Raw genomic sequence first — 13,521 nt, 5'->3', positions numbered from 1 at the left:
AATAAAAAGCCCTACAGAAATGCAGGGCTTTTTTTATATTTAAACGTATGTGTGATTATAACTGTGTGATTAAAACAACGTTATTACTACTATTGTCAGCCATAACAGTCGCTGAATCATTATTAGTTTGATTAATCATCATCCAGTTATTATTTGATCCATTTTCCAAAGTAAGAGTGGCATCAGAATCACTACCCCATTGAGAGACAGTAAGGTAGTTATCATTACTTGCGTCAATTGTTACATCTGCTTCATTAAAGCTACCACCAACAACAACGGCATAAACCGTGTTATCTAGTGAATCATTTTTCATACGTATGTTCGTATCATTGTCTGATGCACCGGCATAGAATGCAGTATAAGTTGTATTGTCATTACCATTAATTTTTGTTAATGCATCATTACCTGAACCACCATAAACATGAATTGTAGAATCGTTATCACGTCCTTTTTGGTGAATTTTAAGAGTTCCATTGTTTGAACCGCCCATAATACTTATATCACCTTCGTTTCGACGGCCTCTTTGTACAATTTTATTATTTGCATTATTGTCTGCATTATCAAAGTTGATATTAGCTTTATTGCTTCGTCCACGTTGATCTATTAATCCATTGTTATCATCACTTCCATAAGCAATAACTTTACCTAGATTATTACGACCATCTTGTTCAATAGAAAAATCATTATCGTCACTACCAAAACGAGCTTTTAATACAGCTCTATTATGACGGCCATCTTGCTCTATCATTAGGTCATTATCATCACTACCATTACGAGCTCGTACTACTGCTTCGTTGTGGCGTCCCATTTGATAGATATCAACGTCATTATCATCCGAATTTCTAATTAACACATCTGCGTCATTACCAACAGCGGGAGATAATTGGAAAATATTAACGTCATTATCATCTGCATTAAACAACTCTACGTCTGCTGTATTTCCTGCATAAACTGTACTAGACAGTAAGATGGTTGAGATTGCGATTGCTAGCTTTTTCATAATAAACTTCCTTGAAATGATTTTAATTTATGATGGATATGAATCTATCCATTCCATTGACTAAGATAATTCCTTGATTGCCAGTCTGACTAATGGAAAAACCTGCACCATTATTTTTATTCACTGCTGCTGCAATATTTGAATCACCCGTTTGATTTACTGCGTTTTGTTTCCCATTACCCGCCTGTCTTAAATAGGCAATATTGTCATTACCATCCTGTAAAATAGACGCTTCATGGTTCACACCCCATTGCTCTAGAGAGGCTGAATTATTTGTGCCATTTTGAACGATTAGCCCTGTGTTATTGCTTCCAAGCTGCAATACTGTCGCTGTATTGTTATAGCCAGCTTGTCTTACTTTTGCTTTATTATTTCCTGCTCCACTTACATTATGCTGCACGATAGTTATTCGAGAATTTGTCGAAGTAGTAAGATCTACTATGGCATTATTATTAAGTAACCTGAATTCTGGATAAGGCTGAACTAATTGCCCACCTAACGATCAGATCTTTCGACCAAGAATTATTTGAACGTATTTTAAAAGGTGGGCAAGATGAATAAATTAGTTGATATATTTTGTGATGTCGATGATTTTTGTTATCAATTCTTATCTCAATGGGAAAAATACCTTGTTGAGGCTAGTGAGAGAAAAAGAAAACGTCAGTCAGTAATGTCTACTAGTGAATGTATGACTATTGTCATCGCTTTTCATCAATCAAATCATAGAGATTTCAAGAACTTCTATATCGGGTTAGTTCATCAATATTGGAAAGGATACTTTCCAAATTTACTTAGCTACACTCGATTTGTGAGCAAAATGCCTAGCCTAATCGCCCCAATGTGTGCCTATTTTCAATCTATCAAAGGTAAGCCGACTGGCATTGCTTTTGTTGACTCCACGAGTCTTAAAGTATGCCATAACATTCGAATTCCTCGCCATAAAGTCTTTGATGGTGTTGCGAAAAGAGGAAAAGGTACCATGGGATGGTTTTTCGGCTTCAAACTTCATTTATTGATTAACCATCTTGGAGAAATTATTTCGCTGAAAATCACAGCTGGCAATGTAAATGATAGGACTCCTGTACCTGATTTATGCAAAGAACTCTCGGGGAAATTGTACGCTGATAAAGGGTACATAGGTAAAAAGTTGAGTGAGAGCTTAAAGAACTCTGATGTCGATTTAGTGACTACCTCGCGAAAAAACATGAAAGCAAAAGAGATAAGTGCTTTTGATAAGGCTATGTTATCAAAGAGATACATTATCGAAACGATAAATGACCAATTGAAGAATATCTCTCAAATTGAACATAGCCGTCATCGTAGCGTGACTGGTTTCATGCTAAATGTAATTTCAGGCGTTGTGGCTTATTGTTTAAAAAAACAAAAGCCACGAATTAAGCTATCAGAATGTGAATTTGAACTAATCCTCGCTTAAAGCATGTTTTATCCAGAATTCAGGTTAGCTACACTCGATTTGTGAGCAAAATGCCTAGCCTAATCGCCCCAATGTGTGCCTATTTTCAATCTATCAAAGGTAAGCCGACTGGCATTGCTTTTGTTGACTCCACGAGTCTTAAAGTATGCCATAACATTCGAATTCCTCGCCATAAAGTCTTTGATGGTGTTGCGAAAAGAGGAAAAGGTACCATGGGATGGTTTTTCGGCTTCAAACTTCATTTATTGATTAACCATCTTGGAGAAATTATTTCGCTGAAAATCACAGCTGGCAATGTAAATGATAGGACTCCTGTACCTGATTTATGCAAAGAACTCTCGGGGAAATTGTACGCTGATAAAGGGTACATAGGTAAAAAGTTGAGTGAGAGCTTAAAGAACTCTGATGTCGATTTAGTGACTACCTCGCGAAAAAACATGAAAGCAAAAGAGATAAGTGCTTTTGATAAGGCTATGTTATCAAAGAGATACATTATCGAAACGATAAATGACCAATTGAAGAATATCTCTCAAATTGAACATAGCCGTCATCGTAGCGTGACTGGTTTCATGCTAAATGTAATTTCAGGCGTTGTGGCTTATTGTTTAAAAAAACAAAAGCCACGAATTAAGCTATCAGAATGTGAATTTGAACTAATCCTCGCTTAAAGCATGTTTTATCCAGAATTCAGGTTAAGTAGTTAATGATAAGTTTTCGAGAATGAAGATTTCGCCTTTACCATATATCCATATATCCATATGGTATTAAAATGAGTATTTTAACGTCAGTGTCTATATCATAATGAAAGCAGTTAATCCTTTAACAGACAATGAAAAAATAACCCTAAAAGAAGCGATCGCTAATCATCCAAAAAATAGAGTAAGAATACGAGCACATGCGATTATTCTCAGTGATAAAGGCTACTCTATTTTAGCGTTAACTGATATTTTAGACGCTAAATTTGAGACCATATCGTCATGGATAGACCATTGGGAAGCCTGTGGAATGCTCGGATTGTATGACGCTGTTCGTATAGGTAGAAAACCTATTTACACAGAAGCAGAAGTATATCGTTTGAAGTCATTGGTTGATGAAGAGCCACATCAACTTAAACGAGCACAAGCAATACTTGAAGAAGAAACAGGTAAAAAATCCAGCTTAGACACTATTAAACGAAATATAAAAAAAGTGATTACAGTTACAAAAGAGCCCGACACTCATTAAAGTTAAAGCGTGACGATATGAAATTCAATAATTTCAGTAATATATTGAATTCATTGATTGAAATGGAACGTACGAATAAATGTGAACTCTTTTATTTTGATGAGTCAGGCTTTAGTCAGAAATCTAATCTTCCTTATTGTTGGGGACCTATCGGTGTTCAATCGCTAAGGCCTGCTCATTCACACAGCAAACGGCTCAATGTTCTTGGCTTCTTAAGTAGACAAGGTAAATTGAGTTTTCAAACAACGGAAGGAAGAGTAACTACCGATACAGTAATTGATGCATTTGAGCACTTTATCAACGCACGAAAAAACGATAAGCCATGCTTTATTATCTTAGATAATGCCTCTTTTCATAGGTCAGCAAAATTTAAACAAAAATTGCATGAGTGGTTGATGAATGATGTATTAGTTTGTTATCTACCACCGTACTCTCCAGAGCTCAATATCATTGAGATATTGTGGAAGAAAGTAAAATATGAATGGTTACCATGTGAAGCGTTCAAAACGTTTGAAGACCTCAGTATTAACATCAAAAACATATTAAATTATTACGGCGAAAAATTCACAATAACTTTTGCGTGACTACTTATGACCCGTATTAAGCTCTGATAATTCAGTTAGCTCACTAGGTGCATTAAACTCGTTGATGCCTAAATCTAAATCTGCGTATGTATAACTACTCACAGCCATTAATAAATAGAGATAATTTACTGATAGTTTTTTCATATCAGTATCCCTCTTTTCAATAGCAAGTTTGCTACATCAAAAGTATGGGATTTACACAGAGAACAACCATGAACTTAATTATGATATTTTTAATTTAAAAAAATAAACTAAAGTATTAGGGGTTTTGTTTTTGTTACTATTATTATATTCTCAATTTTGATACTGGCCTTATATATCTACGGAATACTTAGTTATTTAGTGGATATATAGTCCGTTTGAACTAGTTTTAAATAACAATATTAGTGGAGGTCAGGGATGAACATTTATTATTTATCATCAAGTCCAACCTTGTATTCATCTTTACTCATTGATTTATTAGAAAAATCTTCTGGTAGAAAGATAATGACACTTGATTGTGATGAGTTAGGTATGAAAGGAGAAAAAGAAGATGAAGACATTTTAGTTATTTTGGATTTTAAAAACCAAACAGATAAGAAATATAAACAGTATCTCTCTGTTATAACGAAATATAAATTGAAGGTAAAAGAAATACTCTTTAACGTAACTAATGAAAATATAACAAAAAATATAATGAGATACCCCAGTGTTGTTGGCGTTTTTTATGAAAAAGATAATGTCGACGTAATATCTGAAGGGGTAAAGAAAATAATTGATGGTGAGATGTGGCTTAGCCGGAAAATAACAAATGATCTTATTTCTATTTATCGTTCAAAACAAAATGGAATATTAACATCATCGGTTTCTTTAACGACAAGAGAAAAAGAAATATTAAAGCTTCTTTCTTTAGGGGCATCAAATATAGATATCGCAAATACACTTTTTGTTAGTGAAAATACGGTTAAAACACATTTGCATAATGTATTTAAAAAATTGAATGTAAAGAATCGCTTGCAAGCAATGATATGGACAAAGGGGTATGACTTTGAAGGGATAAGTGAATGAATAAATATATTTTATTTAAAGTACTTATGGCGTTACTTTTTTCTTCTCTATCGAATGCTTCTGAAAGCAAAGCAGCATTAGAAAATTCGACACCATTAGAAAAAGACAAGGTAAATGAGGTTGATGACCTTGTTGAGATTGATGGGTTAATTATTGATCGTACTTTAACTCGATTAGGAAAAGATTTTTATTTTTCTTTTTCCATAAAAATGAACAGTAAATACGATGATCTAGGCGTGAACTTAACTGTAAAAGAGAGACCAACAGCATTATCTGGCAGCATTATCGGGGTTTACCATTTTGATAAGGTGATTTATCGAGGCGCTCTTTCTCCAGGTCAAAGACAAGCAGAAGAGAAAGCAGAGCAAGCAGTAGAAGCGGTTAATCAATATATCGTGAAATGGCAAACAGAAAAATTATTTAAAGATACATATGATCTCGATTTTCCGGAGATCTAAGGATGTAGCATGAACATAAGGATCATACTCTTTATTCTGATCAATATGGTAGCAAGCGTAGGTCAAGCAAGTGAGCTTGTTTATATTCCAGTAAATCCAAATTTTGGGGGAAACCCGCTTAACACAAGCCATTTATTTGCTGGAGCGAATGCCATTAATGATTATAAAGGGCCGCAAGATGACTCATTATTTGAGCAAGAATCGGCGTTAGATCGCTTAACCTCAAGTTTAGAATCTCGTTTGATTAGCCAGCTATTGGCGGATGTGGGCAACGGTAATACAGGCCAATTAGTTACTGATGATTTTATACTTAATATTGTTGATGATTCTGGAGCGTTACTGATTCAAATTGTTGATAAAGAAACAGGTGAAACCTCTGAAATACAAGTCAGTGGTCTTACTCCAGATTAATTTCTAAGCTAAGGAATCAGCAATGAAATATTCAATGTTATTTTTATTACTTTTTATGATATCAGGTTGCTCTAAATCAATTGGAGTTCCTGATGCTTCTGAATCTCCGACATTAATGCAGCGTGGTGCCACGTATTTAGATTTGATCTCTTTGCCTAAACCTCAAGGTAAAATTTATGTTTCTGTTTATGATTTCAGAGATCAGACCGGGCAGTATAAGCCTCAGCCTAATAGTAACTTCTCAACGGCAGTCCCTCAGGGCGGTACGGCTTTACTCACAATGGCATTGTTGGATTCTGAATGGTTTTATCCGTTAGAGCGTCAAGGGCTTCAAAACCTGTTAACGGAAAGAAAGATAATTAGAGCGGCACAAAAAAACAAGAGTCAATCAGTAACCATGGTTCAACATTGCCTTCGCTTTTGTCAGCGAATGTCATGATTGAAGGGGGGATTGTCGCTTATGATTCAAATATTAAAACAGGAGGGGCTGGTGCTCGATATCTAGGTATTGGTGGTTCAGGGCAATATAGAGCAGATCAGGTAACGGTTAACATCAGAGCCGTCGATGTTCGAAGTGGGAAAATTTTAACGAGTGTAACAACAAGTAAAACAATCTTATCCTATGAATTATCAGCAGGGGCATTTCGATTTGTTGATTATAAAGAGTTATTAGAGGTGGAGTTAGGTTACACCAATAATGAGCCCGTAAATATTGCGTTAATGTCAGCAATTGACTCAGCGGTGATTCATCTCATTGTTAAAGGGATTGAAGAGGGCTTATGGCGTCCAGAGAATCCAAATGGCAAAGAAAACCCAATATTCCGCAAGTATTCCTCAGAAACGAATCAAGTTTTATAACGGAAAAAGAGCGTTTAAAATACATAAACGCTCTTTTTTGTTAAGCCCCTGGTGGGTGATTTAAACTAGTCGCAATTTGCTCAATTAGCCCATCTTCCAGTTCAAAACGTTCGCCAATGGTCTCACCTAAGATTGAAAAATCTTTATCAAAGTCAGAGAGCAGTAAGTCTTCATTTTCTTGTGAGTATTTATCGGTAAAATTCAACATTGGATCGGTTGTTTTTGTGATTTTGGCATATAGCTGACTCATCTCTTCTGTTGGAGAAAAACCAGTTGAATCCCACTTCGCCATTACCATGTTATAAATTTTGAAATGTCCTTCAGAAATATAATCAATTAAATGCTGTGTAAACAATTGAATTGATGAGAAAGACGGCAGAGAGGAGTTTGATGAATCAAAAGGAGGTAGGCCTGCCAATTTACAGTATTCAACTAGCAAGTCTTGACGAGTTGATAACCAATGATCAATAACCTCGCTATTCCCACCCCATTCTTCTTGAAATTGATTTAGTTTAGTTAGCATAACGATATCCTTGTAGTTGCAAGTCATAAACCAAAGTTTTATAGCTATACCTAAGTTACACCCAAATACGGTTTCAGCGGAAATGGGTTAGGTATACACTCATTACTATATTGATTAAGATTGCCAGTAAATATTGATGGCTGCAAGAGGGTTGTGAGAAAGATGTTAAACCAACATACAAAAGCGTATTGGTGTGTCGTGAATGATTCCGCAATTTGGTTAGAAGCAGAATCTCTCCCTTATGGTAGCGCCATTGATATGAACTTACCTTTTGAAAGCGCCGTGCGCATTGGAGAATACGAGAACAGACCAGTATTATGGTTGAATGATGAGCATGTAGAACAGACGTTGATTTATACTAATTTAAGGTCACTTTTATTAGTGAAAGAATCACTTTTTTTTATGATCAGTAAATCAATTCAATATGGCTTTATGGCGAGAGAGTTTCGATTTTGTCCTCAGTGTGGTGGACGTAATCAACTCAATATAAGGTAAGGAATTTGAATGTTGCTGAGTTAGCATTGGCCCGTCTAAAAAAGCCAATTTCACCATCGCTGTTTTTTTAAAAGGTATCGAAAATATAATTATCGGGGATTTTATAACTGTTTTAGCCCTATTTCATGAGTTTTAGATACACTTATCCTACAAACCTTATTATGCTGCCCTCAATTCTGACTGAACTATCGCATGGGTGACTAAATCATTGACCGAATTTCCGACTCGGAAATTCGTAAACACCAGACGACTTTCACATAAAATACATTCGTACGGATCTACTTTTACATATCCTTTTAACATTGCGGCATACCCTGGCATTTTCGGCTCAGCTTCTATTGTCATACCTAAAGCTGCATAAACTCTAGGCAGAGCTTCTCCACGACGACGCATTGATAAAAAACCGTAGTATCGGATCATCTTGAAATGTTTATCAGGATAGTGCTCTACTATCCGTCTTATCATCTCTTCTGGTGATAATGTTAGGCTGTCTGTTGTTCCTGTTCGATGGTCTAAATAATTAAACGTTATCATTCCGCCTTTGGCGTAATGACTTAAACGTGACGCTGAAATCGGGGGCCGTTTTAAATACCGACCAAGATAGTTCATCGTCGGTTTTACATTATTTGTCTTTTTAGCAAAATGAAGCTTCCAACGACGATTATATTGACTGCTTAAAAAGCGTGACCAATCCGTTTTATTACGGATATAGGGGCATTCTTCGCTTGATAAATCAAGCTCATCATAAGCCTTACCCAATAAACTGACGATAGCCGCTCTCCAACAAGGCTCTGTCGTTTTCATTTGGAAGTAAATGGGTTTCCATAAACCGGTACGTTCACAAATTCCCCCACGAGTGACCGATAAATGTAAGTGCGTATTCCAATTCAGTTTTCGACCGTAAGTATGAAGAGCACAAAAGATACCGACATCTATTCCTTTATCTTTTGCCCATCCCAGCAGAATGTTTGCAGCACATTTGAATAATTTATTTAACAGCCAACGGTTATGACGAAAGATAGGCCATAGCGTGTTTGGAAGGGTAAAGGTGATGTGTTGATATTCGCATTCAGGGAAGACATGTTGTTGCTTTTGTATCCATCGCTCTGTGGCTTTCATGCCACAGCTACTGCACGCTCGAGATTTACAGGTTTGGTGAATATATTTGATATGGGTACAGTCAGGGTTGCAACAATGATATTCGCGAGAGCCAAAAGCCGCTGTCCCACAGGACAGCATCTTTGTGACATTTTCAATCACGACCGCTCTTAGGTTAGCTTTGTTATTATGAAGAAATTTAAGCCCGTTATTTTGACTATTAAATAATTGTTTCAGGGGTTTATATGCGTGCATGGCGATAGGATAAACGATTTATTGGCAACAATGGAAGAGGTTGAGTCCTTTTGATTTGCGCCGTAGGCGCCTATTGTTCTAATCAAATCGCGATGCAATGTAATGAATGTCGTAAATTACATTACCCTAGAATATTCCCTTCTATCATTGTCGCTGTTCGTCGTGGTGAGCAGATCTTACTTGCACAACATCAAAGGCATAAAGGGGGATTATTTACCGTTTTAGCTGGTTTTGTGGAAGTCGGTGAGACGCTTGAGATGGCCGTTGAGCGTGAAGTGTTTGAAGAAACGGGCATTAAGATAAAAAATATTCGTTATATAGGGAGTCAGCCTTGGGCGTTCCCTTCAAGTTTAATGATGGGGTATATGGCGGATTATGATTCTGGCGACATTCGTATTGATAAAAATGAGTTAATTAAAGCGGATTGGTATTGTGAGGATGATTTGCCCGAATTGGCACCAAAAGGCACGATAGCGAGAACATTAATTGAGACCACATTAGAGAAAATAAAAGCCTAAAATAAGAATAAAATAGTGAATGAAAAAGGGTAACGTTTTAATTTATAATTCTATTATAAATAGGATATCTCACTTCATTTATAAGACAAATTTTTAATTTGTGGTCATTTGGTTTTAAGAGAACATTAAGTAAATATGATCTCGCTAGCAAAGGTAAGCTTCTGTTCAATGAATTGGATGTTACAATAGCGGGATCTAAGTATGGGGAAAGATCATGACAGAATTAAAAAACGACCGTTACCTACGTGCGTTATTAAAACAACCAGTAGATTACACACCAGTTTGGATGATGCGCCAAGCAGGCCGTTACCTACCAGAATATAAAGCCACGCGTGCAGAAGCGGGCGATTTTATGTCTTTGTGTAAGAATGCAGGACTTGCTTCTGAAGTTACGCTTCAGCCTTTGCGCCGTTTCCCTCTAGATGCTGCGATTTTATTTTCAGATATCCTGACGATTCCAGATGCAATGGGTCTAGGTCTGTACTTTGAAGCTGGCGAAGGTCCTAAATTTGAACGTCCAATTACGTGTAAAGCCGACGTCGATAAAATTGGCATTCCTGATCCTGAAGGTGAATTACAATACGTAATGAATGCCGTACGTCAGATCCGTAAAGATCTTAAAGGTGAAGTTCCATTGATTGGCTTCTCTGGTAGCCCGTGGACATTGGCGACTTACATGGTTGAAGGCGGAAGCTCTAAAGCTTTTACTAAAATCAAAAAAATGATGTATGCAGAGCCTGCAATATTACATCTATTACTCGATAAATTGGCAGATACTGTTATTGAGTACCTTAATGCTCAAATTAAAGCCGGTGCACAATCGGTCATGGTATTTGATACATGGGGCGGTGTATTAACCCCTCGTGACTATAACGAGTTCTCATTACGTTATATGCATAAAATTGTCGATGCATTGATTCGTGAAAATGAAGGTCGTCGTGTTCCTGTGACTCTATTCACAAAGAATGGTGGAATGTGGTTAGAGCAAATTGCAGCAACAGGTTGTGATGCCATTGGTCTGGATTGGACAATCAATATTGCTGATGCGAAGAAACGTATTGGTGATAAAGTTGCTCTGCAAGGTAACATGGATCCATCAATCCTTTATGCACAACCTGAGCGTATTCGCCAAGAAGTTAGCACTATTCTTGAAGGGTTTGGTAATGAAGGAACAGGCCACGTATTCAATCTAGGTCATGGTATTCATCTTGATGTACCGCCTGAAAATGCGGGTGTATTTGTTGATGCGGTTCATGAGTTATCAAAACCATATCATAAATAGTAGATAGAATAAGAAAATCAAAGGGGCCTATTAGTAGAGCCTCTTTTTTTATGCTTGATAGTAAGCAGAGGTCAAAAGGAACACGTGAAGATAAGTGTTGTCGTATACTTATTGGCATTCAAAGAATCATTGAGTATTCTTAATTAGTACCTGAATACATTCCATAATATATAGAGATTAAAGTAAGAGGCATAACATGTTTAAACAATTACAGACATTATTCCGTAAAATTATGCATGAAGGCGGTGAGGGTGGTGCGATTGATACCGCGGGTATGAATTTAGCAATGGCATCATTATTGTGTGAAGTTTCTAATGCTGATCATCAAGTGAATGCAAAAGAAGAAGTGGCAAAAATACAATTATTAATTAAGCTGCTTGATCTTAATGAAGAAAGTGCTCAAGAGTTACTTGTTCAAGCTAAAATAAAAAGCAAAGCATCCGTTTCTTTGTATGAATTTACGACTAAATTACGCAGTTTACTGCCAGAAGAGCGCTTTCAATTAATCGAAGGCATGTGGGAAATTGCATACGCGGATGGGATTATTGAACCAATGGAAGAGGCCGTAATACGACAAGTATCAGACCTTATTTATATTGAACATTCAGCATTTATCCGAGCAAAACTAGCAGCCAAAAAAGCGAGTGAATAATATTCGCATAACGATATGTGAATAGAATGAAAGCTTGAGATTAATAGCCTTTATCAAAATCAATTTGATTAAGTAATGAAAAACCATCATGCCAACGTAAATAGTTTTCTGAGAATTGCTGAAATACTTGCTCAGGAAAACTAAGTGCAGCGATATGAGGGGTAATCGTAATGTTTGGGTGGTGCCAATACGGGCACTCCTGTGATAAAGGCTCATTATTAAACACATCAAGAAAAGCATGGGATAACGATCCAGCAGTGAGAGCATTCAACAATCCATAGTTATCCAACACTTCTCCACGACCAACGTTAAATAATATGGCCTGATTGCAATTTTCTAATGTATCTATGTTGAGTAAGTCTATTGTTTGTTCCGTTTTAGGAAGAGTACTTACAATGACATCGGCCGTTTTAAGCGCATTTTTTATTTCTGAGATATGAAATACTTGATTAAATGGCGAGTTTTTCGGTGGGATACCTGAGCGATTAATGCCAGAAACACTAAAACCGAGTGCTTTTGCTGTCTTTGCTAAATAACAACCTATCGATCCCGTACCTAAAATCACCATGCTTTTTTCCGATAAACTAGAATAAGAATGAACTAACCATTCTTTGTTATTTTGTTGTTTAGCATAGTGTTGGAAGTGTTGGAAATACTGAATAGAATAACCTAAAACATACTCTGAAATTTGTTGGCCGAAGATCCCTTTTACATTAGTAAGATCGTAGTCTTGTCTTAAATGTGGTTGTATTAACGTATCAATCCCTGCGAAGGTTGATTGGATCCATTTGACTGATTTAAGTTGACTAAGAAGGTCTTTAATCAATGGTGGATCGGCAAGAATAATGTCAGCTTTTTTCAGATCATGACAAATTTCAAGATCAGGAAGATCTGATTGCTCAAAAAGAGAGATATATTTCTCTTTTTCTTGTGAAATGATAAGTAATTTATTCATAACCTTCCTTTTGTCATTCGTGGTTATCAAGTACACTTAAAGCGTCATTTTTTTATAGTGTAGAATCGTATATGTTACGCAATCCTATCCAAGTTCGTTTAGAAAAATTTGAACCATGGCAACAAATAACTTTTATGGCTTCTTTATGTGAACGTATGTATCCAAACTACGCGCATTATTGTAAGGCGACAGGCTTTGCTGAGCCTCAAACTTATCGAGTTATTCTAGATAGCATTTGGGAGCTATTGACCGTTAAAAATGCCAAAATTAATTTTGAACGTCAATTAGAAAAACTAGAAGAAATGATCCCAGAGGTAAATGATGATTCAATTTATCTAACTTATCCAGCGATTGATGCATGTGTTGCTCTATCTACTTTTTTACATGGGATCTTAGATCGTGATGTTTTAGAGGATGCAATGTTTAAGGTTAGCCAATTATCAGTAACAACAGTTGCTCAGTTGGTTGAAGCTCAAACAGGTGAAGAAGTCACTGATGAAAATCAAAAAGAAATTGAAGTGATTTGTGAAGAGTGGGACGTTCAATGGGCTATCTTTAGACCACTACGTGAAGCTGAAGAGCGTGATATTGATTTGATTAAAGATTTACGCCAAGAATTAAGAGATGAAAATGTAAGTAATATAGGCTTAGAGCTGCAATATTAATTTTTTCTCATATAAAAAAACCGATGATTATTCATCGGTTTTTTTATTTTTATCTAAAGGG

Annotated in this window: 15 protein-coding genes and 3 pseudogenes; 12 read left to right on the top strand and 6 right to left on the bottom strand. The window is 36.3% G+C overall.

Features of this window, described 5'->3' with window-relative positions; translation table 11 throughout:
- Nucleotides 1–55 precede the first annotated feature (55 nt).
- Nucleotides 56–1,000, bottom strand: a complete 945-nt coding sequence (locus VSAL_RS15035; protein WP_012551286.1) for a curlin associated precursor, CsgA like — start codon at nucleotides 998–1,000, stop codon at nucleotides 56–58.
- A 22-nt stretch (nucleotides 1,001–1,022) separates the two neighbouring features.
- Nucleotides 1,023–1,400 (bottom strand): hypothetical protein, encoded by a 378-nt coding sequence (locus tag VSAL_RS15030; RefSeq protein ID WP_231850858.1) that lies wholly within the window; start codon nucleotides 1,398–1,400, stop codon nucleotides 1,023–1,025.
- Nucleotides 1,401–1,553: 153 nt separating this feature from the next.
- On the opposite strand from VSAL_RS15030, the gene VSAL_RS15025 reads away from it, so the two are divergent.
- The 3 genes and pseudogenes from VSAL_RS15025 (at nucleotide 1,554) to VSAL_RS22880 (ending at nucleotide 4,243) form a co-directional block, all read left to right on the top strand.
- Nucleotides 1,554–2,435, top strand: a complete 882-nt coding sequence (locus VSAL_RS15025) for an IS982-like element ISVsa6 family transposase (RefSeq protein WP_012548944.1) — start codon at nucleotides 1,554–1,556, stop codon at nucleotides 2,433–2,435.
- 23 nt (nucleotides 2,436–2,458) lie between these two features.
- Nucleotides 2,459–3,103, top strand: a pseudogene (locus VSAL_RS15020) (IS982-like element ISVsa6 family transposase); the annotation flags it as partial.
- Between the two features lie 133 nt (nucleotides 3,104–3,236).
- A protein-coding gene (locus VSAL_RS22880; RefSeq protein ID WP_085941784.1) for an IS630-like element ISVsa8 family transposase occupies nucleotides 3,237–4,243 on the top strand; the annotation gives its coding sequence in 2 pieces (ribosomal slippage) (nucleotides 3,237–3,615 and nucleotides 3,615–4,243; 1,008 coding nt in all).
- On the opposite strand, the gene VSAL_RS23415 is transcribed toward VSAL_RS22880, so the two are convergent.
- Nucleotides 4,244–4,387, bottom strand: coding sequence for a hypothetical protein (locus VSAL_RS23415; RefSeq protein WP_231850857.1), 144 nt, complete (start codon nucleotides 4,385–4,387; stop codon nucleotides 4,244–4,246). It abuts the gene before it with no gap.
- 255 nt (nucleotides 4,388–4,642) lie between these two features.
- On the opposite strand from VSAL_RS23415, the gene VSAL_RS15005 reads away from it, so the two are divergent.
- The 4 genes and pseudogenes from VSAL_RS15005 to VSAL_RS14990 all read left to right on the top strand — a co-directional run bounded on the left by VSAL_RS15005 (nucleotide 4,643) and on the right by VSAL_RS14990 (nucleotide 7,017).
- Complete coding sequence (locus tag VSAL_RS15005) at nucleotides 4,643–5,290, top strand: LuxR C-terminal-related transcriptional regulator (RefSeq protein WP_012551285.1); 648 nt, start codon at nucleotides 4,643–4,645, stop codon at nucleotides 5,288–5,290.
- Complete coding sequence (locus tag VSAL_RS15000) at nucleotides 5,287–5,748, top strand: curli production assembly/transport protein CsgE (protein WP_012551284.1); 462 nt, start codon at nucleotides 5,287–5,289, stop codon at nucleotides 5,746–5,748. The genes VSAL_RS15005 and VSAL_RS15000 overlap by 4 nt, the downstream gene beginning before the upstream one ends.
- Nucleotides 5,749–5,757: 9 nt before the next feature.
- Nucleotides 5,758–6,159, top strand: a complete 402-nt coding sequence (locus VSAL_RS14995; RefSeq protein WP_012551283.1) for a curli assembly protein CsgF — start codon at nucleotides 5,758–5,760, stop codon at nucleotides 6,157–6,159.
- Between the two features lie 22 nt (nucleotides 6,160–6,181).
- Nucleotides 6,182–7,017, top strand: a pseudogene (locus VSAL_RS14990) (CsgG/HfaB family protein).
- 40 nt (nucleotides 7,018–7,057) lie between these two features.
- Here VSAL_RS14990 and VSAL_RS14985 read toward each other — a convergent pair.
- Nucleotides 7,058–7,540 (bottom strand): Rsd/AlgQ family anti-sigma factor, encoded by a 483-nt coding sequence (locus VSAL_RS14985; protein WP_026025616.1) that lies wholly within the window; start codon nucleotides 7,538–7,540, stop codon nucleotides 7,058–7,060.
- Between the two features lie 162 nt (nucleotides 7,541–7,702).
- Between VSAL_RS14985 and VSAL_RS14980 the strand changes: the two genes are divergently transcribed.
- A complete protein-coding gene (locus VSAL_RS14980; RefSeq protein WP_231850856.1) occupies nucleotides 7,703–8,035 on the top strand; it encodes a hypothetical protein in 333 nt (110 codons plus the stop codon).
- Nucleotides 8,036–8,194: 159 nt separating this feature from the next.
- On the opposite strand, the gene VSAL_RS14975 is transcribed toward VSAL_RS14980, so the two are convergent.
- On the bottom strand, nucleotides 8,195–9,388 hold the full coding sequence (locus VSAL_RS14975; RefSeq protein WP_012551281.1) for an IS91-like element ISVsa9 family transposase: 1,194 nt from the start codon (nucleotides 9,386–9,388) through the stop codon (nucleotides 8,195–8,197).
- An 80-nt stretch (nucleotides 9,389–9,468) separates the two neighbouring features.
- On the opposite strand from VSAL_RS14975, the pseudogene nudC reads away from it, so the two are divergent.
- The 3 genes and pseudogenes from nudC to VSAL_RS14960 all read left to right on the top strand — a co-directional run.
- Nucleotides 9,469–9,906: pseudogene (nudC, locus tag VSAL_RS14970) on the top strand (NAD(+) diphosphatase); the annotation flags it as partial.
- A gap of 214 nt (nucleotides 9,907–10,120) precedes the next feature.
- A complete protein-coding gene (hemE, locus tag VSAL_RS14965; RefSeq protein ID WP_012551280.1) occupies nucleotides 10,121–11,188 on the top strand; it encodes a uroporphyrinogen decarboxylase in 1,068 nt (355 codons plus the stop codon).
- Between the two features lie 196 nt (nucleotides 11,189–11,384).
- Nucleotides 11,385–11,840 carry a tellurite resistance TerB family protein gene (locus VSAL_RS14960; protein ID WP_012551279.1) on the top strand — a complete coding sequence of 152 codons (456 nt, stop codon included), beginning with the start codon at nucleotides 11,385–11,387 and terminating at the stop codon, nucleotides 11,838–11,840.
- A gap of 40 nt (nucleotides 11,841–11,880) precedes the next feature.
- Here the strand turns inward: VSAL_RS14960 and VSAL_RS14955 are convergent, their stop codons facing one another.
- Nucleotides 11,881–12,795: a D-2-hydroxyacid dehydrogenase gene (locus tag VSAL_RS14955; protein ID WP_012551278.1), complete on the bottom strand. Its 915-nt coding sequence runs from the start codon at nucleotides 12,793–12,795 to the stop codon at nucleotides 11,881–11,883.
- A 71-nt stretch (nucleotides 12,796–12,866) separates the two neighbouring features.
- Between VSAL_RS14955 and VSAL_RS14950 the strand changes: the two genes are divergently transcribed.
- Nucleotides 12,867–13,460 carry a YjaG family protein gene (locus VSAL_RS14950; RefSeq protein ID WP_012551277.1) on the top strand — a complete coding sequence of 198 codons (594 nt, stop codon included), beginning with the start codon at nucleotides 12,867–12,869 and terminating at the stop codon, nucleotides 13,458–13,460.
- Nucleotides 13,461–13,521 lie beyond the last annotated feature (61 nt).

This window comes from Aliivibrio salmonicida LFI1238, from assembly GCF_000196495.1.
In the GTDB taxonomy this organism is placed as follows: Bacteria; Pseudomonadota; Gammaproteobacteria; order Enterobacterales; family Vibrionaceae; genus Aliivibrio; species Aliivibrio salmonicida.
This window is presented reverse-complemented; position numbering and strand designations above follow the sequence as displayed.